General features: G+C 37.9%; 24 protein-coding genes. 10 read left to right on the plus strand and 14 right to left on the minus strand.

The genetic code is table 11. The features are described 5' to 3' along the window. The first annotated feature begins 188 nt into the window (after positions 1-188). From CD003_RS13780 to CD003_RS13790, 3 genes are all read left to right on the plus strand, one after another. Positions 189-1,484: a glutamate-1-semialdehyde 2,1-aminomutase gene (locus tag CD003_RS13780; protein WP_096201657.1), complete on the plus strand. Its 1,296-nt coding sequence runs from the start codon at positions 189-191 to the stop codon at positions 1,482-1,484. Between the two features lie 485 nt (positions 1,485-1,969). Then, positions 1,970-6,454: a glutamate synthase-related protein gene (locus CD003_RS13785; protein WP_096201658.1), complete on the plus strand. Its 4,485-nt coding sequence runs from the start codon at positions 1,970-1,972 to the stop codon at positions 6,452-6,454. A gap of 339 nt (positions 6,455-6,793) precedes the next feature. After that, complete coding sequence (locus tag CD003_RS13790) at positions 6,794-7,876, plus strand: FUSC family protein (RefSeq protein ID WP_096201659.1); 1,083 nt, start codon at positions 6,794-6,796, stop codon at positions 7,874-7,876. A gap of 165 nt (positions 7,877-8,041) precedes the next feature. On the opposite strand, the gene CD003_RS13795 is transcribed toward CD003_RS13790, so the two are convergent. From CD003_RS13795 to fabL, 5 genes are all read right to left on the minus strand, one after another. After that, on the minus strand, positions 8,042-9,787 hold the full coding sequence (locus CD003_RS13795) for an ABC transporter ATP-binding protein (RefSeq protein ID WP_096201660.1): 1,746 nt from the start codon (positions 9,785-9,787) through the stop codon (positions 8,042-8,044). 162 nt (positions 9,788-9,949) lie between these two features. Continuing rightward, entirely contained in the window at positions 9,950-10,480 is a 531-nt protein-coding gene (gene ntdP, locus CD003_RS13800; protein WP_096201661.1) for a nucleoside tri-diphosphate phosphatase, read from the minus strand. Positions 10,481-10,499: 19 nt separating this feature from the next. After that, positions 10,500-10,943, minus strand: coding sequence for a DUF3939 domain-containing protein (locus tag CD003_RS13805; protein ID WP_096201662.1), 444 nt, complete (start codon positions 10,941-10,943; stop codon positions 10,500-10,502). A 312-nt stretch (positions 10,944-11,255) separates the two neighbouring features. Continuing rightward, a complete protein-coding gene (locus CD003_RS13810; RefSeq protein ID WP_096201663.1) occupies positions 11,256-11,450 on the minus strand; it encodes a gamma-type small acid-soluble spore protein in 195 nt (64 codons plus the stop codon). 84 nt (positions 11,451-11,534) lie between these two features. Next, positions 11,535-12,284, minus strand: a complete 750-nt coding sequence (gene fabL, locus CD003_RS13815; RefSeq protein WP_096201664.1) for an enoyl-[acyl-carrier-protein] reductase FabL — start codon at positions 12,282-12,284, stop codon at positions 11,535-11,537. Positions 12,285-12,376: 92 nt separating this feature from the next. Here fabL and CD003_RS13820 point away from each other — a divergent pair, with 92 nt between their 5' ends. The 4 genes from CD003_RS13820 (at position 12,377) to CD003_RS13835 (ending at position 15,325) form a co-directional block, all read left to right on the plus strand. Beyond that, entirely contained in the window at positions 12,377-12,598 is a 222-nt protein-coding gene (locus CD003_RS13820; protein ID WP_096201665.1) for a cytosolic protein, read from the plus strand. A gap of 142 nt (positions 12,599-12,740) precedes the next feature. Further along, positions 12,741-13,892: an LL-diaminopimelate aminotransferase gene (locus CD003_RS13825; protein ID WP_096201666.1), complete on the plus strand. Its 1,152-nt coding sequence runs from the start codon at positions 12,741-12,743 to the stop codon at positions 13,890-13,892. Between the two features lie 18 nt (positions 13,893-13,910). Further along, complete coding sequence (locus CD003_RS13830) at positions 13,911-14,873, plus strand: NADPH:quinone reductase (RefSeq protein ID WP_096201667.1); 963 nt, start codon at positions 13,911-13,913, stop codon at positions 14,871-14,873. A 119-nt stretch (positions 14,874-14,992) separates the two neighbouring features. Then, positions 14,993-15,325 carry a hypothetical protein gene (locus tag CD003_RS13835; protein WP_096201668.1) on the plus strand — a complete coding sequence of 111 codons (333 nt, stop codon included), beginning with the start codon at positions 14,993-14,995 and terminating at the stop codon, positions 15,323-15,325. 82 nt (positions 15,326-15,407) lie between these two features. Here CD003_RS13835 and CD003_RS13840 read toward each other — a convergent pair whose 3' ends face one another. The 6 genes from CD003_RS13840 to CD003_RS13865 all read right to left on the minus strand — a co-directional run bounded on the left by CD003_RS13840 (position 15,408) and on the right by CD003_RS13865 (position 20,571). Continuing rightward, positions 15,408-15,938 (minus strand): chromate transporter, encoded by a 531-nt coding sequence (locus CD003_RS13840; protein WP_096201669.1) that lies wholly within the window; start codon positions 15,936-15,938, stop codon positions 15,408-15,410. Further along, entirely contained in the window at positions 15,935-16,492 is a 558-nt protein-coding gene (locus CD003_RS13845) for a chromate transporter (protein ID WP_096201670.1), read from the minus strand. Before CD003_RS13845 ends, CD003_RS13840 begins: the two co-directional genes overlap by 4 nt. 7 nt (positions 16,493-16,499) lie before the next feature. After that, positions 16,500-18,113, minus strand: a complete 1,614-nt coding sequence (locus tag CD003_RS13850) for a gamma-glutamyltransferase family protein (protein WP_096201671.1) — start codon at positions 18,111-18,113, stop codon at positions 16,500-16,502. Between the two features lie 24 nt (positions 18,114-18,137). Further along, entirely contained in the window at positions 18,138-18,896 is a 759-nt protein-coding gene (locus CD003_RS13855; RefSeq protein ID WP_096201672.1) for an SDR family NAD(P)-dependent oxidoreductase, read from the minus strand. A gap of 262 nt (positions 18,897-19,158) precedes the next feature. Beyond that, positions 19,159-20,241 (minus strand): A/G-specific adenine glycosylase, encoded by a 1,083-nt coding sequence (gene mutY, locus CD003_RS13860; protein ID WP_257008318.1) that lies wholly within the window; start codon positions 20,239-20,241, stop codon positions 19,159-19,161. 18 nt (positions 20,242-20,259) lie between these two features. Continuing rightward, positions 20,260-20,571, minus strand: coding sequence for a hypothetical protein (locus tag CD003_RS13865; RefSeq protein WP_096201673.1), 312 nt, complete (start codon positions 20,569-20,571; stop codon positions 20,260-20,262). 94 nt (positions 20,572-20,665) lie between these two features. Here CD003_RS13865 and CD003_RS13870 point away from each other — a divergent pair, with 94 nt between their 5' ends. Continuing rightward, complete coding sequence (locus CD003_RS13870; RefSeq protein WP_096201674.1) at positions 20,666-21,649, plus strand: metal-dependent hydrolase; 984 nt, start codon at positions 20,666-20,668, stop codon at positions 21,647-21,649. A gap of 36 nt (positions 21,650-21,685) precedes the next feature. Here the strand turns inward: CD003_RS13870 and CD003_RS13875 are convergent, their stop codons facing one another. Further along, positions 21,686-21,952 (minus strand): YfhJ family protein, encoded by a 267-nt coding sequence (locus CD003_RS13875; RefSeq protein ID WP_096201675.1) that lies wholly within the window; start codon positions 21,950-21,952, stop codon positions 21,686-21,688. Between the two features lie 89 nt (positions 21,953-22,041). On the opposite strand from CD003_RS13875, the gene sspK reads away from it, so the two are divergent. Then, complete coding sequence (gene sspK, locus CD003_RS13880) at positions 22,042-22,194, plus strand: small, acid-soluble spore protein K (protein ID WP_096201676.1); 153 nt, start codon at positions 22,042-22,044, stop codon at positions 22,192-22,194. 41 nt (positions 22,195-22,235) lie between these two features. Beyond that, on the plus strand, positions 22,236-22,385 hold the full coding sequence (locus CD003_RS13885; RefSeq protein ID WP_096201677.1) for a YpzG family protein: 150 nt from the start codon (positions 22,236-22,238) through the stop codon (positions 22,383-22,385). 74 nt (positions 22,386-22,459) lie between these two features. On the opposite strand, the gene CD003_RS13890 is transcribed toward CD003_RS13885, so the two are convergent. Both CD003_RS13890 and CD003_RS13895 read right to left on the minus strand, forming a co-directional pair. Then, positions 22,460-22,768, minus strand: coding sequence for a YfhH family protein (locus tag CD003_RS13890; protein ID WP_096201678.1), 309 nt, complete (start codon positions 22,766-22,768; stop codon positions 22,460-22,462). Between the two features lie 157 nt (positions 22,769-22,925). Then, positions 22,926-24,599, minus strand: a complete 1,674-nt coding sequence (locus CD003_RS13895) for an L-lactate permease (RefSeq protein WP_096201679.1) — start codon at positions 24,597-24,599, stop codon at positions 22,926-22,928. Positions 24,600-24,690 lie beyond the last annotated feature (91 nt).

Below are 24,690 nucleotides of genomic sequence, written 5' to 3' on the forward strand. Positions count from 1 at the left end.
AAATATACAAAGAACTTATTTAGTGTAACGAAAGGGATGCAAATGCTCAAGCAGTTTGCACATAATACAAATACCTAATTGACTCCTATTTTTGCTACTATACTAGACATGAATTATTATATAGACTAGATACATTTATACTGAAGAAACTCTATTCATTACATACTTACATCATTAGGAGGATTTATATGGAATTCACGAAATCTGAACGATTATATGAAGAAGCGACGGAACATATACTTGGAGGCGTCAACAGCCCATCACGTTCTTTTAAAGGAGTTGGCGGTGGCTCACCTATCTTTATGGAAAAAGCACATGGAGCTTACTTTTGGGATGTAGACGGAAATAAGTATATCGATTTTCTTGCGGCATACGGTCCAATCATCACAGGACATGCTCATCCCCATATTACAAAAGCGATTACAAAGGCGGCTGAAAACGGTGTACTTTACGGAACACCAACGAAGTTAGAGAATCAATTTGCACAGATGCTTAAAGAAGCAATCCCATCGATGGAACGCATCCGCTTTGTTAATTCAGGAACAGAAGCAGTAATGACGACAATCCGAGTTGCAAGAGCCTATACTGGCCGAGATAAAATAATTAAGTTTGCTGGCTGTTATCATGGTCATTCTGACTTAGTATTAGTTGCTGCAGGTTCTGGTCCTTCTACATTAGGAACACCAGATTCAGCAGGAGTGACGAAAAGCATTGCTAAAGAAGTGATTACGGTGCCTTTCAATGATGTTGATTCTTTTAAGGAAGCAATTGACAGTTGGGGTAATGAAGTAGCTGCTGTTTTAGTAGAGCCTATTGTAGGGAATTTTGGCATTGTGGAACCAGCACCTGGGTTCTTAGAGAAAATAAATGAAATTACCCATAACGCAGGAGCTCTAGTTATATATGATGAGGTGATTACGGCATTCCGTTTTATGTACGGAGGAGCACAAAATTATCTCAACATTGAACCAGACATGACTGCTCTAGGTAAAATTATCGGTGGCGGTTTACCAATCGGCGCCTATGGTGGGAGAAAGGATATTATGGAGCAAGTTGCTCCGCTCGGTCCAGCATATCAAGCTGGTACAATGGCAGGAAACCCAGCGTCCATCAGCGCTGGTATTGCATGTCTTGAAGTCCTAAAAGAAGAAGGTGTATACGACAAGCTTGATGCTTTAGGAAAGAAATTAGAAGAAGGTCTTTGGAAACATGCTGAGTCATACAATATCCCAGTCTCCATTAATCGCTTAAAAGGAGCTTTAACGCTATATTTTACGAAAGAAAAAGTGAGTAATTATGAACAAGCAGAAAATACCAACGGAGAATTATTCGGTAAGTTTTTTAAACTAATGCTAAAGAATGGTATTAACCTGGCACCCTCTAAATATGAGGCTTGGTTTTTAACAATCTCACATACCGAAGAAGACATACAAGAAACTTTACAAGCCGTAGAAAAATCGTTCAAAGAATTACAAAATGTATAAATATACAATGAGCATGCGAAGGATTTCTGACAAATTCTTCGCATTTTCTTTTTGTAAAGTTCTGAAAACGCTTACAATAGCAAGATAATCTAACATACTCCTATCTCTACACAAGTTACATTTCCATTATTACCAATCACATAAATGAATAAAAATAATTGATTTTATTCAAAATGCGTGCTAAGATAGTAATATACTATTCTGACAATTGAGCTGTCAGGTCATTTCTCAACGTGTGGAAAACCAATTAATTAAATTGGTTTTTTCTCACCTAAAAGAGTGTTCGAAAAGTTAACAAACAGAAAAGAACGTGCCTCTTCTTTATAACTGGCTTTTCTAGTCACTTAACTTAACACATTTTTCACCCTTTTAATCCGCACTAGTCCGGGGGATTTTGTCAGATTTCCTTCCTCAACTAGTTTGCCAACTTTTCGAGCACGACTTTAAATTACAGGAGGTGAAGGTCAATTTATTGACCGATTAGAATGAGTAAATGGAGTCCAAGTACTTTTAAAGATTTTAGAAACCAAGAACACGATGCTTGCGGTATCGTATCTGTAATGGAAAAAAAGCGTGTACCTACTAAGAAAAATATTGATGACTGTATACAAGCACTCTGTACAATGAATCACCGTGCTGGTTTCATAAACGAGGAAGGTGACGGTGTTGGTATTCACATCGATATCCCTCGCCAACTTTGGAAAGAAAAGCTTGAACTAGCAAACCAAAATTCCAATGTGGTTGAACGCCCTGACTTTGTAGTTGGACATATGTTTATCGACCAAACGGCTGATAAGGACCAAACACAAACTACGATTCGTTCTTTATTTGAAAAGCATGGATTCACTGCAATCTTTGAAACTGACAATGTAACTGAATCATCTGCTTTAGGCCCATTAGGTCGTAAGGAAGAGCCAGTATTCTGGCAAGTAGCTTTGTTACCAAATGAAGAAAAAACATCATTAAGTAAAGACCTGTATGACTTAATGCTTGATATAGAACTGGACAAACTTGTTCACGTTGCCTCACTTAGTAATTATTTTGCTATCTATAAAGTAATGGGAGCTGGAGATGTTCTCCCCCGCTTCTATCATGACTTAGCTAACCCTCTTGTTGCTTCAACAATGACTTTAGGACATAACCGTTATTCTACTAATACATTATCTACATTTTTCCGCGTTCAGCCTTTTAGTGTGCTAGGACATAACGGAGAAATTAATACAATTGCAAAGCTTCGTGATGAAGCACGTATGATTGGTGTTCCATTAGTAGACGGTGCTAGTGATTCACAAGATTTAAACCGTGTAATCGAAACACTAATTAATCGTCATGGGTATAGCCTTTTTGAAGTTATGGACATTCTATTCCCACCTATCGTTAATGAAATTAAATCAATGCCAGAGCACCTTCAAGACTTATATGCATACATCCGCGAAGCTTGGGGCCATTTTGCACAAGGACCAGCTGGAATTATCTCACGTTATGCTAACGAGGCTGCCTTTAGTGTAGATTCTCTTGGTTTACGCCCTGTATGGATGATTGAAAATGAATCTTCTTACTACTTTGCTTCTGAACAAGGAATCATCTCATCTAGCGAGTTTGTTTCTGAGCCTAAACCACTAGCTCCAGGAGAAAAGGTTGGATTAAAGTGGAATGAAGATGACACATTAAGTGTCTACTTCCAAAATGATTACCAAGAAGAAGTATATAACCGTATGAGTAAGCGATTAAATATTACAGGCAGTCGTTCTCGCCTAGACGCTCCTACTCTACCAACTGACAATTCAGTGACGACTTTACAAACAAAAGTAACGAACGGACATTATGCTGCTTTTGGTTGGGACCGCGAGCATGTACAAATGATTGAGCAAATGGCTGAAAAAGGAATTGAACCAATTCGCTCTTTAGGCCACGATTCTCCCCTTGCTGCATTACATCAAGGGCGTAAAAACATTGCTGACTTCATTAAAGAAAGTGTAGCTGTTGTAACAAACCCAGCCATTGACCGTGACCGTGAAATGGAGCATTTCTCTACACGTGTTATTCTTGGTAAACGTCCTTCATTATTTGAAAATGAAGCAGAAAATACTAATATTGAGCTTAGCTCACCAATCGTAATCGAAGGAGCTGACGGTAAATTAGTTAGTACAAACGTAGCTCATCCTTCATATGAACAAATCTTAACTTATTATAAATCTCTTGATGCAGTTTACTATCTATCTTCTACTTTCACAGAAGACGAAACAATTAGTGATGCACTAACTCGTTTAGTTGATGAAGCTGCGACTGCTGTTACTAATGGTGCTCAATTAATCGTGATTGATGATGAAAAGTCTCATACAGATAACAACCTTTGGTTAGATCCACATCTAGTAACATCTGCAATTGACCAGGGACTAACTGAAAAACAAATTCGTCGTAGCTGTTCAATTGTTTTACGCTCTGGTGCTATCCGTTCACTTCATGATGTTGCAGTAGCATTCGGTTTAGGAGTTGATATCATTAACCCTTACATTATGTTTGCTACAGTACAAGATGAAGATGCAACTGGTGCTACAAAACTATTTGAAGCTATGAACAAAGGATTAGAAAAAGTTATTTCTACACTTGGAATTCACGAGCTTAGAGGTTATGCACGACTATTTTCTTCAATCGGCTTAAATAACAGCGTATCTGATGTTCTGAATATTGTTAACTTCCTAGGTTCTGATGAGCTTAGCTATGGTTACGATGAAATGAAAGCAGATGCATTAGCACGTAAAGAAGAACTCAAAGACGATAAAGCAAGACCAGGTAAATCATTCCACCTATTCCCTCGTATTTGGAAAGCAATCGGAGACATTGCCTCTGGTTCTGCTGAATACAGTAGTTATGGTGACAAACTTAAAGAGCAAGAAGAGAAAAATCCAGTATCTATCAGGCACTTAGCTGATCTTAAACAGGTAGAATCCAATGTATCTCCTGAAAAAGTTGATTTAGGTATTAAAAATCATAATCTACCATTTATCATTAGTTCAATGTCATTTGGTTCGCAAAATGAAACTGCCTTCCGTGCATATGCAGAAGCAGCTGAGCGCCTAAATATGATTAGCTTCAATGGTGAAGGTGGAGAAATTAAAGATATGCTTGGAAAATACCCGAACACTCGAGGTCAGCAAATTGCTTCTGGTCGCTTCGGTGTAAATGTTGAGCTATTAAACTCTACAAATTTACTAGAAATTAAAATTGGTCAAGGAGCTAAGCCTGGTGAAGGTGGACACTTACCTGGATCAAAAGTTACAGATAAAGTTGCCGCTGCTCGTAATGCAACAACTGGCTCTGACTTAATCTCACCATCAAACAACCATGACATTTACTCAATTGAAGACTTAGCTCAAATCATTACAGAAATCAAAACTGCTAATGACCAAGCAAAGGTTTGTGTAAAGGTCCCTATCGTTCCTAACATCGGAACAATTGCTGTTGGTGTAGCAAAAGCAGGTGCTGACTTCATTACATTAAGTGGTTTCGATGGTGGTACTGGTGCTGCTCGTGTTCACGCACTTCAACACGTTGGTCTTCCAGTAGAAATCGGTGTAAAAGCAGCTCACAATGCCCTAATTGAGTCTGGTTTACGTCATAAAGTTGAACTTTGGGCTGACGGTGGAATTAAAAGTGCCCTTGATGTTGTAAAAGTAATGCTTCTTGGAGCGAACCGTGTTGGCTTCGGTACATTATCAATGATCGCTGTTGGTTGTACAACATGTCGTGGGTGTCACTTAGACACATGTCATGTTGGTATTGCTACACAAATCGAATCAGAGGCTCAAGCGAAAGAGCATGGCTTACGTCGTTTCGTCCCTCGTCAATTCGATATGGCAGTTAACGGCTTAACAAACCTATTTACTGCTATTGGTAAAGAAGTTCAAGCTCTTACTGCTTCTCTTGGCTTAAATAGCGCACAAGAACTAGTTGGACGTTCTGATTTACTTATTCAAGCACGTGGAAAAGAATTAATGAGCTTGGATAACATGCTTAAAGTACTACCTGCTCAAGATGTATCTCACCTATCACAGCTTGAAGTGGCAGCATCTAGTGAAGAACAAGGTCTTGCTGTAGCTGTTGGTGCAGAATACCTTGACTATAATGTAGAAGATTTAACAAAATCACGTGAATTCTCATCTGTAACTGCTGAGCAACGTGTACTAGGAAGCCGTGTATCTTGTCACCGTGTAAGAGGAAAATTAGATGGTTCTTATCGCGAACTTCCTGAAGTACGCTTAAGCTTTAAAGATGGCTCTATCCCTGGTAATGGGTTAGGGGCTTATAATAGTGACGGTATCGCTATCCATGTCGATGGTGGTGCACAAGACGGTATTGGTAAAACAGCATTTGGTGGTCAATTCATGATCTTCAAATCTAAGGGTCAAGACGGTAATTTCTATAACGGTTCAGTTGGTAAAGGTGCTGGTTATGGCGCTCAGAAAGGTATCTTTATGATTCAAGGTAACGCTGATGCTCGTGCAGGTATTCGTCTATCTGGTGCAGATATGATTTTCGGTGGTCGATTAACTTCTCCATTAAAAGAAAATCACTATGCAAACCTCGGTGTTCACTCTAACATCAAAGGATTTGCCTTTGAATATATGACAAATGGTCGAGGTGTTGTCCTTGGAGATCCTGGTCCATGGATGTGTGCTGGTATGACTGGTGGGGTTGTTTATCTACGTCATCAACCTGACATGGGACTTACAAAAGATGCACTAGAAGCAAGAATCGCAAAAGGTGCAAAAGTAGAAATTCAACCTTTATCTTCTAAAGGTATTGAAGACCTAAACGAATTACTTTCTCTTTACATCGAGCGCCTAAAAGAGTACGGTCAAGATGAGGAAGCTGCGGTAGTCGAAGAACTTCTAGCAAATCCAGAAGAAAACTTCCTACAAGTTAACCCAATGAAACAACAAGCTGACCCATCTGTATCAACAGAATAATGTTCAAAAGAAAAAAGGCTGACCTTAGCGGTTCAGCCTTTTTCGTTTGAAAATGTAGAATGGAAAATTGCGAATTATACAAGCACCAAACCTTTACTAGAAAGTAGCTACAATGGACTAACAACTAAGGTAATCAAACAAAGCCCAATCAAACTACCCATTAGCAATTTGAAATTTGCCATTGGCAATTGCTCTTAATTCATAATTCATAACTCATAACTCAAAATTCCCCTTGAATAATCCCCCATAACGGTGTATAGTTTCATGTTGTTATTGTTTAAATAGGAAGTAAATGTGGAAAAGTGATATGATAGAACATCTCGAAAGGATTATAGCTATATGAAGCTTGGTGCTCGAATTTTTAAAACAGGGTTAGCAATTATGCTTTCTCTTTATACAGCAATGTTTTTTGACCTTCATCCTCCTATGTTTGCAGCACTTGCGGCTACATTTGCTGTACAGCCATCTATCCATCGTACATTTCAAACGATATTGGAACAGGTCCAAGCAAATGTAATCGGTGCCGTATTAGCTGTTATTTTTGTACTGACCTTTGGCCATGAACCATTTGTCGTTGGTGTCGTAGCAGTTCTTGCGATTGCGATTATTTTAAAATTAAAATTAGAAGCAACGACTATCCCGTTAGCGATTGTAACAGTGATTATCATTATGGAAAGTCCCGCTGAAAACTTTATAGAGTTTGCTTCACTCCGCTTTGCTCTAGTTCTTATTGGGGTATTTGCAGCATTTATTGTTAATTTATTTTTTATTCCACCCCGCTACGAAACAAAGCTCTATCACAAAATTGTGTCTAACACAGAGCATATTATTCAGTGGATTATGCTTGTTACTAGAAAAGATGCAAATCGAAAAGCATTGAAGAAAGACATAAGTCTATTAAATGATAAGATGATTAAAATTGAAAACATTTATTTATTATACAAAGAAGAACGAAACTATTTTATGAAGAGCCGTTATGGTAAGGCAAGAAAGGTAGTTCTATTCCGACAAATGCTATTTACATCAAAAAAGGCATTAATGGTACTAAAGAATTTAGAACGACGGGAAAATGAATATAGCCAAATGCCAGAAACTCTTCAAACCCTAATTGAAGAGCACCTTCAAAGATTAACAACCTATCATGATCGAATTCTTCTACGATACGCTGGAAAGGTTACAACTCAGCCAACTGATGAGGTGTTAGCTGAATTCGAGAATGGAAAAAAAGCACTGACTGATTCATTTATGGACCTCTATCCTAATGGAATTGAACGGGAAGCATGGACTCACTTTTTACCAATCATCTCACAAATCTTAGAATACCATGAGCAACTGGAACATCTTGACCATTTAGTTGATAGTTTCTTTAGCTATCATCAAGCAGAAAACAAAGTTAAGGTCAACATTCCAGAGGATGAATAACTTCTCTAACGCTTCAAAAGAACAAACCGTAAAAGCGGTACTTGTTTATAGCAATGTGTGCAGCCATTGCTCTTCTTTGATTATCCACATTAATGTATTCTTAGTTTCCTAAACTACAAAAAGAGGAAGGTTCAAAAGGCAAAATCCCTTTGAATCTTCCTCTTTTTAATTTAGATGCTGAACCTCAAATAACTTCTGATAACTGCCATTCTTATTTATTAGCTCTTCATGATTCCCTACCTCTGTAATCTCACCATTTTCGATTACAACGATTCTATCTGCATGAGTAATCGTTGATAGTCGATGAGCAACAATAAACGTTGTTCGGTCTTTTGCTAGCTCTTCAACCGCCTCTTGAATTAAATGCTCACTCTCTAGATCTAAAGCTGAAGTTGCTTCATCAAAAATTAAAATGGGCGGATTCTTCAAAAACACTCGAGCAATAGCTATTCGCTGCTTCTGTCCACCAGATAATTTCACTCCTCGTTCCCCTACTTCCGTATCATAACCATTTGGTAGGCTCACGATAAATTGATGAGCATTTGCTGCTTTAGCTGCGGCTATAACATCTTCATCAGATGCACCTGGATTCCCCATTAAAATATTCGTTTTAACTGAATCACTAAATAAAATATTATCCTGAAGCACCATTCCGATATTGTCTCGTAACGACCTCACTTTATAGTCACGAATATCCCTACCATCAAGAAGGATCCTACCGCCCGTTACATCATAAAAGCGGGAAATCAAACTAATAATTGTACTTTTTCCTCCACCACTCATTCCGACAAAAGCAATTGTCTCACCTTTTTTCACGTCTAGGTGGAAATCTTTTATGACTGGTTCTTGCTCCTCATCATAGTGAAATTTCACATGATCAAAGGTAATTGCTCCATGAGCACCTTTCAGCTCAATTGCTTCCTTTTTATCTTGGATATCGTATTTTTCATCAATAAATTCGAAAACACGATCCATCGAAGCAATTGATTGCGTTAATGTTGTAGAAGAATTCACTAACCTTCTAAGTGGATTGTATAGTCGCTCCATGTATAAAACAAAGGCTGTCATCTCCCCAACCGTTAAAGTACCCGTTATAACAAAGTAACCAGCAGCAAGGATAACAAGTAATGGTGCCAGGTCTGTTATTGTATTAACAACAGCAAATGTTTTTGCATTCCACTTAGAATGATCAATCGCCTTATCAAGAAAATTTTTATTACGTTTTGAAAAGTTTTTTTGTTCATGATCTTCAAGAGCAAAGCTTCGGATAACATTCATCCCGTGTACTCGTTCATGAAGATGCCCTTGTACTTCTGCTAATGCTTGCGAACGAACTCTCGTTAATTGCCTTAATCGACTATAAAAATATTTAATTGAGAAGCCATAGAAAGGAAACATTGACATTGCAACTAATGTAAGCAAAGGATTCATATAAAACATGATGGCCAACACTATAATGATCGTAGCTGCGTCTAACCAGATGTTCATTAGCCCTGTGACAACAAAGTTCTTTGTTTGCTCAACATCATGGATAACCCTCGAGATAACTTCCCCTACTTTTCGATTAGAATAAAAACGCAGGCTTAGCTTTTGGATATGCTCGAATAGTTGATTTCTAATATCAAACAAGATTCTACTAGCCGTCCATTGGGCAAAGTACTGACGCCAATACTCAATTGGTGGACGTAAAATTAAAAAGATAAAGAGCATGAATCCCATTATCTTAAGTAGTTCTGATAATTTTTCAGATTCTGTTAGCCCTGCTCCACCGATAATATTATCAATTACATGCATTAAAACCAATGGAGTCAATAATGGTATACCGAATTTAAGAACACCAATAAGGACTGTTAAGATAATAGCCTTCCAATATGGCTTAACAAACTGCATATACCTCTTAATACTTCCCAAGCATATCATCCCCTAAATTACAGACACAATAAAACATTTGTTCAAAAACAAACTGGGCATTCTCCATTTACACGGGGAATGCCACTTCACTAATTTATGAGTTATGAGTTATAAATTATGATTGTTACACTCATAATTCATAACTTGTAATTCGTCATTACTCTAAAGTCTATATTGCAAAAATCTTTCATACCACATCTCTACAAAATGAGGAGCAAAAGGACCCTTCCGTTGGTGAATCCATGAAATAAGCTCATCAACACTATTTTGTACAATATTTTCAATTTCCTTCGGATAATTCATCTGTTTTTTATGAAGTGAAAATTCATCTTCATCTAATAACTTAAACGTCATGTCTGGGAATACTTTAATATCTAGGTCATAGTCTATATACTTCAAAGCTTCATCATCCCATATAAAAGGTGAGCCTAAATTACAGTAATAATAGATGCCATCTGAACGAATCATGCCAATTGAATTAAACCAATGTTCCGCATCAAAATAACAAATAGCAGGTTCTCTTGTTCTCCAATTTCGTCCATCAGCTTCTCTTACTAAAATTTTATCATTACCACCAATTACAACTTTGGACGTCCCCTTTAATACGACTGTTTCCTCCCAAGTGCGATGAATTAATCCATTGTGTTTATAACTCTGGACTTGAATCTTGCTTCCTGTTTTGGGGAAACTCATGTTCTGCTCCTTTCCTCTCCTACGAATTCGGACGTCGGTAAGTTACCATATTGTCGATTGCATCAAGGTAAAGGGGCGTCTTCGGTTGCTCGTGTAAATATTCCTTTATTCGGAAGTAACTAATTTGCCTGTCTGGACCATCTATAACGGGATACTCTCCTGTTTCAGACACGAATTGATCTACAGCCTTCTGCACTCGATCAATATCCTGAGCATGTACCTGGTCTTCAAAAATTTCAAACGTTTCTTTTGACATATAAAAGGTTTGATTCGGAATACCTTTAAAGTTAGGCTTTAACAAGTCAAAGTTAATTGAATGGTCGTCATTTATATACGTCCGTAACGACACTCCAAGTGGTAAACTATTCGCTCTGTCTTTAACAGCTTGTCTAACCTCATCTAAAGAAACATCTATTGCAGGTAGCTCCTCCTCTTTTTTCTTTTTTTTCTTCCATGGAAACATCAGTCAACCACCCCTTTCCTCCACAAAATCTCTTTGATATTACCGATCCTAAAAAATATGACACATTTATTATTTCTATCCCTACTATTATACAACTTCTCCATTCATTTTGAAATGATGACGAGACCTAAATATTCGTTAATTATAAGTTATCAGTTATGAATTATAAATTTTCAATTCACTCAGCTTCATTTAAAAGCTGAATTGAAGTATAGCAATTGGATATGAATTCATAATTCATAACTCATAATCCATAGTTCTAAAAAAAGCACTCTCCACCGGTTTGGTAGAAAGTGCTTTGTTTTGTTGCTATTATTGTTGTTGTTGGTTGCTAGACGCTTGCTGCTTGTTTTGTGCAGATTGAGCGTTTTGACGCTTCACTTCTTGCACATCAGTTTCGCTAGCAAATTCCGTGTTTTGGCTTTGCCCTTGTGCAGACTGAGCGTTTTGTTGTTTTACTTGTTGTGCATTTGTTTTAGACGCTTGGTTTTGTTGTTTATTGTTCATTAGTATCACCTCCACAAACATTAATGTAACCAGGAGATGATCCTTTTATCCAAAAAATATTGCTTTCTTAAAAATAAATTTCATTTAAGCTAATAACGAAATTCCACCATCGATGATAATTGTTTGTCCACGTATCATACTTGCTTCCTCTGATAGTAGGAATAACACACCATTTGCTAAATCGTCAGGTTCCACAATTCTGCCTGCTGGTGTACGGTCTGCCGCATCCTTTAAAAGTTCTTCCCTATTTGGAAAATGACTTAAAGCGTCTGTATCGACAGCACCTCCTGATACAGCGTTTACAACAATATTCATTGGTGCTAACTCGACAGCTAAATAACGAGTTAACGCCTCAACCGCTGCTTTCGAGACACCAACTGTTGTGTAATTTTTAAGATATCGAATGGAACCTAATGAGCTTAAGCTGACAATGTGACCGCCACCTGTTTTGTCCATTCTTTTTGCTGCTTCTTGTGCACAGAAAAGTAGTGCCTTTGTATTTATATCCATTGTCCAATTCCAATGGCTTTCTTCAAGCTCCATTAATGGACGTAATACACCAGATGCTGCATTGTTAACAAACACATCAAGACGTCCGAATGTCTCGTCAATTTCAGCAAACATCTCCTTTATCTTATCCTGCTTACCAACGTTTGCTTTTACAATCAGTACCTTACTCCCTAACGCTTCAATTTCAGCCGCTGTTTCTTGGGCAGCTTTTTTATTTCTTGCATAATTAATAACGATGTCATAGCCTTTTTTAGCTAACTTAATTGCTATTTTCTTACCAATTCCTCTGCTACTACCAGTTACTAGTGCAACTTTTCGTTCCATCTAAAATACCTCCTCTAATATTCACTTATGTATGTATCTACAATACCATGTACAAATTATATCATGAAGTGATTTGAAAGGAGGTCTGCTAAATGTTTGTCGGTAGAGATATGACTGAGCTCTCAATGATGTCAAAGGCTGACTGGACAGATAAAGAATTAGCCTATTTTCATAAAAATTTACAACAAGTTACTCCCTATTTAAATTCAGAAGGTGTGACGATTCACCGTGAGATTATTAGGGAAATAGAAAATCGTGGTGGCTTTAAGCAAGAAGCGAGCTATGAAACTGGCTCACAAATCCATTATGATTAGAACAATGTAATTTTCTATAGCCTTATGAAGAGTGTATCTATTTTCGATACACTCTCTTTTTTTACCCTCTTTCGTCAAAACGATATTCATTATCTGAAATTTCATATAAAATGATTATGAGAACACTTTTGGAGGGGAATTTATGATTGAACCATCATCACGATTAAAGAATTTAGCAACTAGTGTTTTTAGTGATTTAGCAGAGAAAAAACGTGAAAAGTTAGAACAAGGACTTGATATGATTGATTTAAGTATCGGGAGCCCTGACCATGCACCTCCTCAATTTGTTCGAGACTGTTTAGCTGAGGAAGTGAAGAAAGCTAGTCAATACGGCTATGCGATTTCAAGTACACAGGAATTTAAAGAGGCTGTATGTCACTATTACAGAGCAAGATATGACGTACCATTAATACCAGAGGAAGTTCTTCAACTAATGGGCTCTCAAGATGGGCTTGCTCATATTGCCCTCGCATATCTAGATAAAGGAGACGTCATAATCGCACCTGACCCTGGATACCCAATCTATTCTGCTTGTGCCCACTTAGCTGGAGCTGAGTTATATCTTCTTCCACTGAATGAAGAAAATAATTTTATGCCAAACGTAGATGACATTCCTGAAGACATACGCAGACGAGCAAAAATCATGATTACTAATTATCCAGGTAATCCAACAGCAGCTCTAGCAAATGAAGACTATTTTAAAAAATTAATACAATTTGGATTGAAAAATAAGGTTCTCATTCTACATGACTTTGCTTATTCAGAATTAATCTTCGATAACAATAAGCCTTTAAGTATTTTACACGTAGAAGGGGCTAAGGAAATAGCAATTGAATTCAATTCATTATCAAAAAGCTTTAACATGGCTGGAGCTCGTATAGGGTATGTTGTCGGTTCGCCTACACTACTAGCACCACTAGCCATTGTAAAATCGCATGTAGATTACGGAGTCTTTCAACCAATCCAAAAAGCAGCATCTGTTGCCTTAACAAGTGATTATCAATTTTTAGAAGAGCACCGCAATACATATGAAGCAAGACGAAATGTATTTGTGAACACCTTGCATGAGATTGGATGGAACGTTCGAAAGCCTGATGGTGGGATGTTTGTTTGGGGTAAAATACCTGAGCAATTTACTTCATTAGATTTTTCCCTTCGATGTATTGAAAATGGGGTCATTGTCACGCCCGGTCATGCTTTCGGAAGTGTTGGAGAAGGCTACGTGAGAATTGCACTAGTGCAAGAGGAAGAAAAATTAATTGAAGCAGCAAATCGACTTAAACCACTAATCTAAAATAATTGGAGGTCTACTATGAAAGCAGTTGTTTACAAGGAATATGGCGATCCATCTGTTTTACAAGTTATTGAAATGGATAAACCAAAAATTAACGAAAATGAAGTTCTTGTGAAGGTTGGAGCTAGTGGGATTAACCCAGTAGATACATATTTCCGCTCTGGCATTCGCCAAGTCCCATCATTTCCCCATATCCCCCACTTTGATGTTGCTGGGACCGTTGTAGAAGTTGGTTCAGACGTTAGTAAGTGGAATGTTGGCGACAGAGTATGGGGAACTAATGTTAAAGGGTCAGCAGCAGAATATATTACAGCTAATGAAGAAGTACTATTTCCACTAAGTAGTCATTTATCTGAAGAGGAAGGTGCAGCTATCGCAATGGCCTTTGCTACTGCTCATATAGCCCTATTCTTCCGAGCAGAATTAGAATTGGGTGAAACAGTGTTAATTTACGGAGCAGCAGGAGCTGTTGGAAATGCTGCTGTTCAACTAGCAAAAGCAAAAGGCGCACATGTAATAGCTACTGCAAGTTCCGAGGAAAAGGCTGCAGTTGCAAAAGATGCTGGAGCAGACGATGTTATTATTTACACAAAGGACAACATTTCAGATAAAGTGTCAGAACTTACTAATTCAAATGGGCTCTCAGTCATTTTGGATATGTCAGTCAGTGAAAATATTGAAAAAAACCTAGAAATGATTCAAAACGGTGGCAGAATCGTTACTATAGGCTCCCCTAAAAATAATACACCAACATTGCCTTGGCGATTATTAAACCAAAAGAATGCAAACTTACTTGGGGTTCTTCTTTTTACTGTTCCTCCCAAAGAACTTCAACGTGCAGGAGCAGAAATTTCTTCATTATTCAAAGAGAAAAAGTTAAAAGCTCATTTAGCTAAAAGCTTTTCATTTGAAGATGCAGCACTTGCTCACCAAGCGATAGAGAATAAAACATATAGCGGTAATATTGTTTTAACTCCTTAATGAAAACATGAAATGGCACTGATAAGGTAAATCACACTTTTTCAGTGCCATTTTTGTATTTGATTACAATTAATTGCAAAAGCTATCAATATAAAGAATTACTGATAGGAGTGAGGGTAATGGAAGAAAAGAAGAAGTATTATGTCAATCTTAACCCAATTAGTATGGATGCAATTAGTAATGTGAAAGTTGACGACCCACAATTAATCCAATATGAGATAGAAGTTACAGATGAGGAGTTAAAAGAGGTTCAGCACTTGCTTACAGAAGTTCAGCACCATGACCTAGAGCTTCAAAATTTGTTTTCCTTCCGTCACTTTGACGAGATGAATAAAGTTGAAGACGATAATGAAACCCGAGATGGAATGGAACATATTTTACAAACCGTATATAAGTATGGTTCACAAGAAACGAAACAGGTTTTAGAGGAAATTCATTTTAAGAGACATTAAATCTAAATGGTAGTCTTTACCTAAGCAGTTCGTGTAGCACATTGAGGTATCAAAAAGGTGAATACCACCTTTTTGATATCGTCTATCCTAAGAATATTGCACCGTACACTAGAGCTCCTGAAATCACAATAGCTGGGTGTACTTTTACTTTTTCTAATAAAATATAACTGACAATAATAAGTGTGATTGTTTGAATAACTCCTACATCAAAATACGATGATGCAAAGAATCTATAGGCTAATAACCCAAGTAAGACTGCTATCGTTGGGCGAATTAGCATTGTCATTTTTTTCACTTTAGGTGAGTTTTTAAATTTAAATAAAATACCTAATAAGAAAATCATGAGTGCTAATGAGGGAGCAACTGTTGCAAATGTAGCAACAAAAGCACCTGTGACTCCTCCCTCAATAAAGCCAACATACCCCGCCATCTTGGTCGCTATTGGTCCTGGTAGCGCATTTCCTAACGCTAACACCTCTGCAAATTCATCGACAGTTAACCAACCATAGCGTTCAACAACCTCGTATTCAATTAACGGAATTGATGCAGGTCCACCGCCGTACCCTACAATTCCTGGAATAAAGAAAGCTAGAAAGAGTTCGATATAAATCATGATGCCCCCTCCTTCTCTTCATTAGGATCCTTTTTTACTAGAGCATACAAAAGGAGTGACCCAATTATTATTCCCGGATGAATTCCTGCAAGGGCTAATAATACGAAACTAATAATTAATAATGGAATACTAAACTTCCAGCCTAGTCCTTCTCTAGACTTGTCAAAAAACTGCCACGCTAATACAGCCATCATTACACCTACTACAGGAATAACTGCTCTCGTCATTCCTTGTACCCATGGTTGATCTTTATAGGCTGCTAAAGACGTTAGAAAGACTATCATTAAAATAATTGTTGGTACGATTGAAGCTATAATTGCGTTCGTCATACCGACATAACCACCAACTCGATATCCAATATATCCTGCCATCTTTGTAGCAATAGGTCCTGGTAGTGTATTTCCGATTGCTAAAACATCCGCAAATTCGTCATTATCCATCCACTTGTATTTATCAACAACTTCCTTTTGGACCAGGGGTATAGAGGCTGGTCCTCCTCCATACCCGAAAATTCCTACTCGAAAGAATGCTAGAAATATATTTAGTTGCTTCATAAACTACCTACCAAGCAGCAATGGCGCCATCAGTTCTTGCTTCGGTACCACCTGCTAATACACCAGTTTTGTGATTTCTCCATATAATCTGCCCGCGCCCAAAGCTACCAGAAATATGCTCAATTTTGACATCATGTCCTTTTGCAGCTAGCCCTTGGGCAATATAAGAAGGTACTGAATGTTCGAGAGCTACTGTTTTTCCTTCCATCCACTGCCATCTAGGTGCGTCAAGAGATGCTTGAGGATTTAAGCCGAAATCTATCGTATTCATAATCATTTGCATATGACCCTGTGGTTGCATAAAGGCACCCATTACACCAAATGGACCAACTGCCTCGTTTCCTTTTGTTAAAAAGCCTGGAATAATTGTATGATACGTACGTTTCTTTGGCTCTAGGCAGTTGTCATGCTCTTTGTCTAAAGAAAATGTATGAGCTCTATTATGTAAAGCGATACCTGTTCCAGGAACAACTAGTCCTGAGCCAAATCCCATGTAATTGCTTTGAATGAAAGACACCATGTTTCCTTCGCCATCAGCAGTAGCTAAATAAACTGTACCACCTTTAGTAGGCTCTCCCGCTTCCGGTACCATTGCTTGATCTGTTATTAGGCTACGTCGTTTTGCTGCATAGTCTTCATTCAAAACCTGTTCTGCTTGAACAGACATATTCTTTGGCTCTGTAATATATTTCATACCGTCAGTAAAGGCAAGCTTCATTGCTTCAATTTGCTTGTGAAATGTATCAATAGAATCTCTATGTGTAAAATCAAATCCTTTGGCAATGTTTAATGCATGAAGAGCAACTAACCCTTGACCATTTGGTGGTATCTCCCAAACATCATACCCTTTGTAATGGACACTGATTGGCTCTACCCACTCCGGTTTATAAGCGGCTAAATCTTCTTTTCTTAGAAACCCATTGTATTGCTTTGAGAAAGCATCCATTTTATCCGCTAATTCTCCCCGATAGAAAGACTCTCCACCTGTTTCAGCGATAGAACGAAGTGTATCAGCATGACCTTGCGAACGCCACATTTCACCAGCCTTGGGTAACTTTCCATTAGGAGCAAACATTTCGAACCAATGTGAGAACTCTTCACCACTTGTAGATTCCTTGTAGCTGTTATATGCTCTTTCCCAATAATAAGCTAATGTCGGTGATAAAGGGAATCCATTTTCAGCATAAGCAATTGCCGGCTCTAACACTTCTATAAGAGAAAGATTTCCAAACTTTTTCGACAATTCAGCCCATGCCCCTGGTGCTCCAGGTACTGTAACAGGAATCCAACCGAAATTCGGCATTTCTTCATGTCCTCTTTCTTTTACAGCGTCAATCGAAATTGATGCTGGGGTGGGACCGCTAGCATTTAAACCATGTAGCTTATTTTTTATCCAAACGAGGGCAAAAGCATCTCCACCAATTCCGTTAGAAGTAGGCTCTACTACAGTTAAGCATGCAGCAGTAGCAATAGCAGCATCAACTGCATTGCCCCCTTTTTTTAATATATCTAATCCTGCTTCAGCAGCTAACGGTTGTGACGTAGCTACCATCCCTTTTCTTGCATATGTAACCATTCTTTGAGATGAATAAGGATATTCCAAACTATTAAATTCCACCATTGTCGTTTTCCCCTTTTATATCATTTAGAAGTTTGAATTAGATTGACCTCCGTCAACATTCAACGTTGCACCAACAACCCAAGATGATTTTTTCGATGCTAAAAACACGACAACATTTGCTACCTCCTCAACAGTACCAAATCGCCCTGCAGGTATTTCCTCTTCTACAAACTTATTAATCTTATCTGGATTTTCATCTAAACGCTTTTGCCAATTACCTGTTGGGTGTATTATTGAGCCTGGTGCTACCCCATTCACTCTAATACCATCTTGTATTACTTCATCTGCTAACGATTTAGTAAAGCTAATCATTGCTGATTTAGCGGCGTTGTATGTAGGCTTTCCACCTGATTCACGACCAAATATTGAGCTAATATTGATAATCGAACCGTCTTTCTGTTCCTTCATATATGGTAGAGCTAACTTACTAAAATGTACTGCAGAAAGAAAGTTAAAATTCATCGCCTCTTCAAATAGTGATAAATCCGTTTCTTCTATAGTCCCACCGTTACTTCCACCAACATTATTAATTAACACATCAACTGTTCCAAAAGTCTGAATTATTTGCTTGAAAACTTCTTCTCGACTCGCCTCTTTAGTTAAATCACCTTGAAAAATATGTACGTTACCTAGCTCTTCTTTTGCAGATTGCAAGGCGTCGATAGAACGAGCAACTATCGCAACCTTTGCTCCTTCTTCTAAAAAAGCTTTTGCAATGCCCTTACCGATACCTTTTGAGCCACCAGTTACTAGGACAATTTTTTCGGATAAGTGTAGATTCATATGTGTTCTCCTTTTAAATAATTATTCGAGCTACATAAAAAAGGTAAAGTTCAACCTTTTTCTGATGAACAATTGCTTCGCTCACTGCGCGTCTACTATGAGAAAACCGCTCATAGTTACTAAAAAAAGATAAAGTTCAACCTTTTTCTGGATGGCAACTACTCCGCTCAATGCGCGCCAATTATGAGAAATCCACTCATAATTGGCTTAAAACCAAGCAGTGGCTCCGCTGTTGCTTCGAGCTACATAAAAAAGGTAAAATTCAACCTTTTTTCAGTAATTCTCCAATAATCTTCTGGTGTGAGACTGGGAATGGGTGGTTTTCTAGGTCTTTTTTTTGTACCCAGCGGAGGTTTTCTCCTGTGCTTCCTTTTTTAAGTACTGTTCCTTTATAAACGGTTATATGCCAGATGAGATGGGAAAATACGTGCTCTACTATGAGAAAGTTCTCTTCAACTATACCTTGTACATCATAGGATTCATGAAGAAATTGTTTTAGCTCATCCTTTTGGTTTTCCGAGTGTATAGTTTCATGGTTAGGAAATTCCCAAAGTCTTGCGAGTAATCCATCTTCCCCTCTGCGATGGATGAGGATATTCCCTTCTCCATCTTGTAAGACAATCGCAGCCATTTCTTTTTTCTTAGGTTTCTTCTTTTTCGCTTTGATTGGTAACTCATTTTGTACACCTTCATGATAGGCTCTGCAATGCTCACGAACTGGACAGAGTAAACATCCTGGTGAAGTTGGCGTACAAATTAATGCTCCTAGTTCCATTAACCCTTGATTAAATTGAGAAGGTTTTTCCTCTGATATAAGTCCAGAAACGGCTTCTTCAAAAATCTTTCTCGTTTTTACTTTAGCTATATCTTCTCTTACAAGTAGAACCCTCGATAAAACCCTCATCACATTTCCATCAACTGCATGCTCTGGCTTACCATAAGCAATACTTAGTATCGCCCCAGCTGTATACGGTCCGACTCCTTTTAACTTTGAAATCTCTTTCCTAGTATTCGGAACCTTCCCGCCGTATTCTTCCTTCACTTCTTTAACAGCTGTCTGTAAATTTCGAACACGAGAATAGTATCCTAACCCCTCCCACGCCTTTAACACACGTTCTTCATCTGCTTCCGCAAGTGCGTCAATTGTCGGGAACTGTTCAACAAAATTATTGAAATAAGGAATCACTGTTTCAACTCTTGTTTGCTGAAGCATAATCTCTGAAACCCATACTCGGTAAGGGTCTTGATTTTCTCTCCACGGTAAATCTCTTTGTTGTTGTTCAAACCAAGTAATTAAATTATCTTGGAATCGATTGATGTTAAAATCTAACAAAAGATTACTCACTATTATCCCTCTTATCTGTTACTCCACTTTTTTCTTAAACGCCCAACAGTGAATTTTTTCACAGCCACCTTCGACCATCGGGGCAATTTTGCTAAAAATATGATGGTCATTACACTGGCGTAATTTTTTCAATGCATGATAATGACTATCTGTAGGAACTTCAAACATTTCAACATATAAATCATCTTGGTCTGTAGCTACAAACCATTGTATATTGGATGCACCAAATTCAGGTAGCTCCTTAAGAATTTCTTCCATTGCCTTCTCATAATCCTGAATGTTTTCTTGCTTGACCTTATACTCCATGAAAATTTGTAAATAATTAGACATTATCGCCTTTCCCCCTTTTTAATCATGCTAATTTCGGGTATAACTAAAGTATGATAAAATCAGGGAGACCCCTGCCACAAGGAGGTATGCATATATGGATACAGGTACCCACGTAGTCATGGGCATTGCTCTTGGTGGCCTTGCTACACTGGACCCAGTAATTGCTGGTGATCCAACAATGAAACAAGCTATTATGGTAGCAACATTAGTTGGCTCTCAAGCGCCTGATTTTGACACGGTACTTAAACTAAAGAACAACGCAGTCTACATTCGAAATCATCGTGGAATGACCCACTCAATTCCTGCAGTACTCCTATGGCCCTTCCTAATTTCAGGAGGAATTTTATTTTTTTATCCAGAAGCAAGTTGGCTTCACCTATTGTTATGGTCTTTTATTGCCGTATTCTTGCATGTTTTTGTAGATATTTTTAATGCATATGGAACAAAAGCATTGGCTCCAGTAAAAAATAAATGGATTGCTTTAGGCGTCATTAATATATTTGACCCATTTATTTTCTTAACTCATCTGGCTGCGATCATCTTATGGCGTTACGGGGCTGATCCTGGTTATACATTCTTAGGTTTATATGTCATGTTAACTTTTTATTATATATGGCGTGTTCAAGTAAAGAGAAAAGTGGTAGCACATGCAAAGTCTATTCATCCAGATGCTACTCATGTATTCGTGTCCCCAACTTTTAAATGGAATCAATGGCATCTTGTCATTCGGACCCCAGACACTCTTTATGTAGCTGAATCACGAAACCATAAGATTAATATTTTTGAAAAATACCCTTTTGAGCCTATACCTGATGTACCAATAATTAATGCAGCAAGAAAAGATGATAATTTATCAGCCTTTCTCTCCTTCTCTCCTACATATAGGTGGGAAGTGACGTCAACGGACGGTCATCACGAAGTTCGATTTATTGATCTTCGTTATCGCACTAAAGGTCATTATCCATTTGTCGCTATTGTTCATATGGACGAAGATTTTTCTATTACAGGCTCCTACACTGGCTGGGTATATAGTGAGGAAACCTTACAAAGAAAATTAGAGGTTTCAACTCAGCCTTGACTTTAATCAGGGAGGCAGTCCTAACGGACTGCCTCTTTAATGTTTTAAATGGTCATCTTCATTTAAATACTTAAATTTTTCATTTTTAGTTGCGTATTTATCTAGATAAGGTCCATAGTTATTAATCCATTGCTTAACAATTTGTTCTGTGACCTCTTGTCCTTTATATTTTCGTCCAGCCTTTGCATAGGTTGCCTCAAAATCTTCCCACATTCCTTCAACCCATGATCGTGCTTGTCCGTAGGTAAGCTTTGAATTTTTCTCAAGCAATGAATTTGCTAAGCGTTCATATACATCATTCATTCTTCCACCTCTAACATTAATTGTGAAACATAATAAGTTACGATAAATCCAATACTATCACTGTACCAATCGAAAGGAGGTTTCGCCGAATGCGTAACAAAGAAAAAGGCTTTCCAAACCGAATCTCTTTTGATGGCGAACCACGAGCAAAAGAAGAATATTCTTCAAAACGTGCAGATGGTACAATTCGTGACCATCCTCAAGAGCGTATGCTCGAATCAAATCAAGCCCGAAAAAAGTAAGATATTAGCCTATTCTTAACCCTTTCTGGAGGTGCTTTGCCATGAGTAAAGGAAACAGATTGAACAGGTATCACGATCCATTCCAATCTCCTAGGTCTAACCCTAAGAAAGCATTTCACCAAGTAAATGGTGAAACGGAACGAAGCCTACACAATTATGTCCTAAAAGTCCAAACGCGAAAACGCTCATAGGCAATTTTGAGGCTGAATCTAAGATTCAACCTCAGGCAATGGCATTGTACGTTGTACAATGCCATTGCTTTTTCCTACATTTTTAACAACGAAATTGGTACAGCTTCTAATTCAGAACTACCATCACGGTATCCCCAGGCAAATCGACCATTCAAGTAAGATACTTCAAATGTAGAATTTCCTTCTAATAACTCATACGTTTTATTCGTTTCCACTTGTTCTGGGTCTAATAAATACGACCTTGCTAACAAAATCTTTCTTTCGTAAACAGCAAATTCACTTGCCATTCCCATCTGTTCCGCCTTTTTTGACTTTTCATTAAGTTGTGAGATTTCTTGGTGCAATTCAAACTCTGACATTTCACTATATCTTTTTTCCTGCATTCTATTTCGCCTCCATGGCTTAGATAAAAGGCTGTTCTAAAAGCCAATACTTTTAAAACAACCTCCAACATTGCTTGTATTAAATTTAAATATCTTCTATTATATTATAATTGATTTCAATTTTGAAAACAAAAGAAAGGACACTTACTAAATGCCACTATAAAATCAAATAGGCGAAGAGTAGACCTAATAATCCGGAGAAGATTGAATAATAAAACATAGGCAACAGTGTAAACCTAATGATTTTTCCTTCCTTCCCTAATAACCCGACAACAGTCGCAGCTGCAACAACATTTAGTACACAAATCATATTACCTGCATTTGAACCTAGCACTTGTAATGCTAAAATTAAAGTTGGTTCGACACCAATCTGATCTGCTACACTAAATTGAAACAGGGAAAACATCATATTGCTAAACGTTGCACTACCAGAAATAAATGAGCCTAATGCCCCGATAAAAGGAGCAACTAATGGCCATGTACCACCAAGCATGGCTGACGCTGTATTTGCTAACTCAATCGGCATACTTTCTAAACCTGAAGTATTTATTCCTGAGTTAATAAAAATACGTACCATAGGCACTGCTGTGAATAACGTAATCGCACTGCCTACAATCGCATTGGATGATACTGCAATCGAACGTCCTAATTCTGAGAACGATAACTTATGGATTACAGCTGTTATCAGGACAACAATTATAAATATAGTACCAGGTAAGTAGAGTGGCTCTAATGCAGTACTAATATTTGTTCCTAGTATATTGACCCATGAAATCTTTACGCTTTGTAACATTGCCTTTAATGGAAGTATCTCAAGTCGAGTTAATACTAAAAATAAACCAACTAATAAATATGGTACCCAAGCAAGCACTAGTGATAACTGTCTTTTAGAGCTTTTATCATCTGTTGAACTTGAGATTACCTTTCCTACCCAATCCTCAGCCCAGCTTGTTCTAGGTGGAAAATCCCACTGTTCCTTTGGTAGAAAAAATCCACGTTTTGCTGCTGGTACCACGATTGCTAAACCAATTAAACCTCCAAATATAGATGGAAACTCTGGTCCTAGGAATGTTGCCACAATAAGAGCTGGTATCGTGAAGCTAAGTCCAGCAAAAATGGCAAACCTCCAAAGTTGGAACCCTTCTTTCCAAGACTGATTTTCCCCAAAAAAACGTGTAAGGAGCACCACAAGAATTAATGGCATAAAAGTACCAACAAAAATATCAATTTGCATAACTTGAGCCGCTACAACTCTCATATAGTCGCCCATATCCATTGTGCCTAAATAAGTTGCTACTACTGGTGCGATTTGAGACCCTTCTTGCAAACCTTGGTCAACCCCTACAATAATAGGCGTCCCTACAGCTCCAAATGAAACAGGACTACTATCTGCAATAAGGGCTAACACAACAGCTGCTAATGGTGGAAATCCTAATGCCACTAATAACGGAGCAGCAATTGCTGCAGGTGTACCAAATCCAGCTGCACCCTCAATGAACGCGCCAAACAACCATGCAATAATGATTAATTGAACTCTCCTATCTGCACTAATACCTAGAAAGCTATTTCTAATCGTATCAATTGCTCCACTGTTTTTGAGGGTATTTAATAATAAAATAGCTCCAAATACAATATAAAGAATAGAAATGCCAATAATAACACCTTCAAGTGAAGCTGCAATTAATTGAATGAAAGGTACCCGCCAATAAAAATATGCTAATATACCTGTAGCTAATAAACTGATCGGCATCGCCTTCATAGCCGGCATACCGAGTACAACTAAGAACAATAAAACTGCAAGAATTGGGGTTAAAGCAATAATCGTTGTCATCTATGAAGTTCCTTTCGCAATGTCATGTAACATTGCATTAGTCACAAATAGTTTTTCGAATAACTAAGTAATAGCCCGTATGTATCGAACT

It is taken from the genome of Bacillus sp. FJAT-45350, from assembly GCF_002335805.1.
Classification (GTDB): Bacteria; Bacillota; Bacilli; order Bacillales; family NISU01; genus FJAT-45350.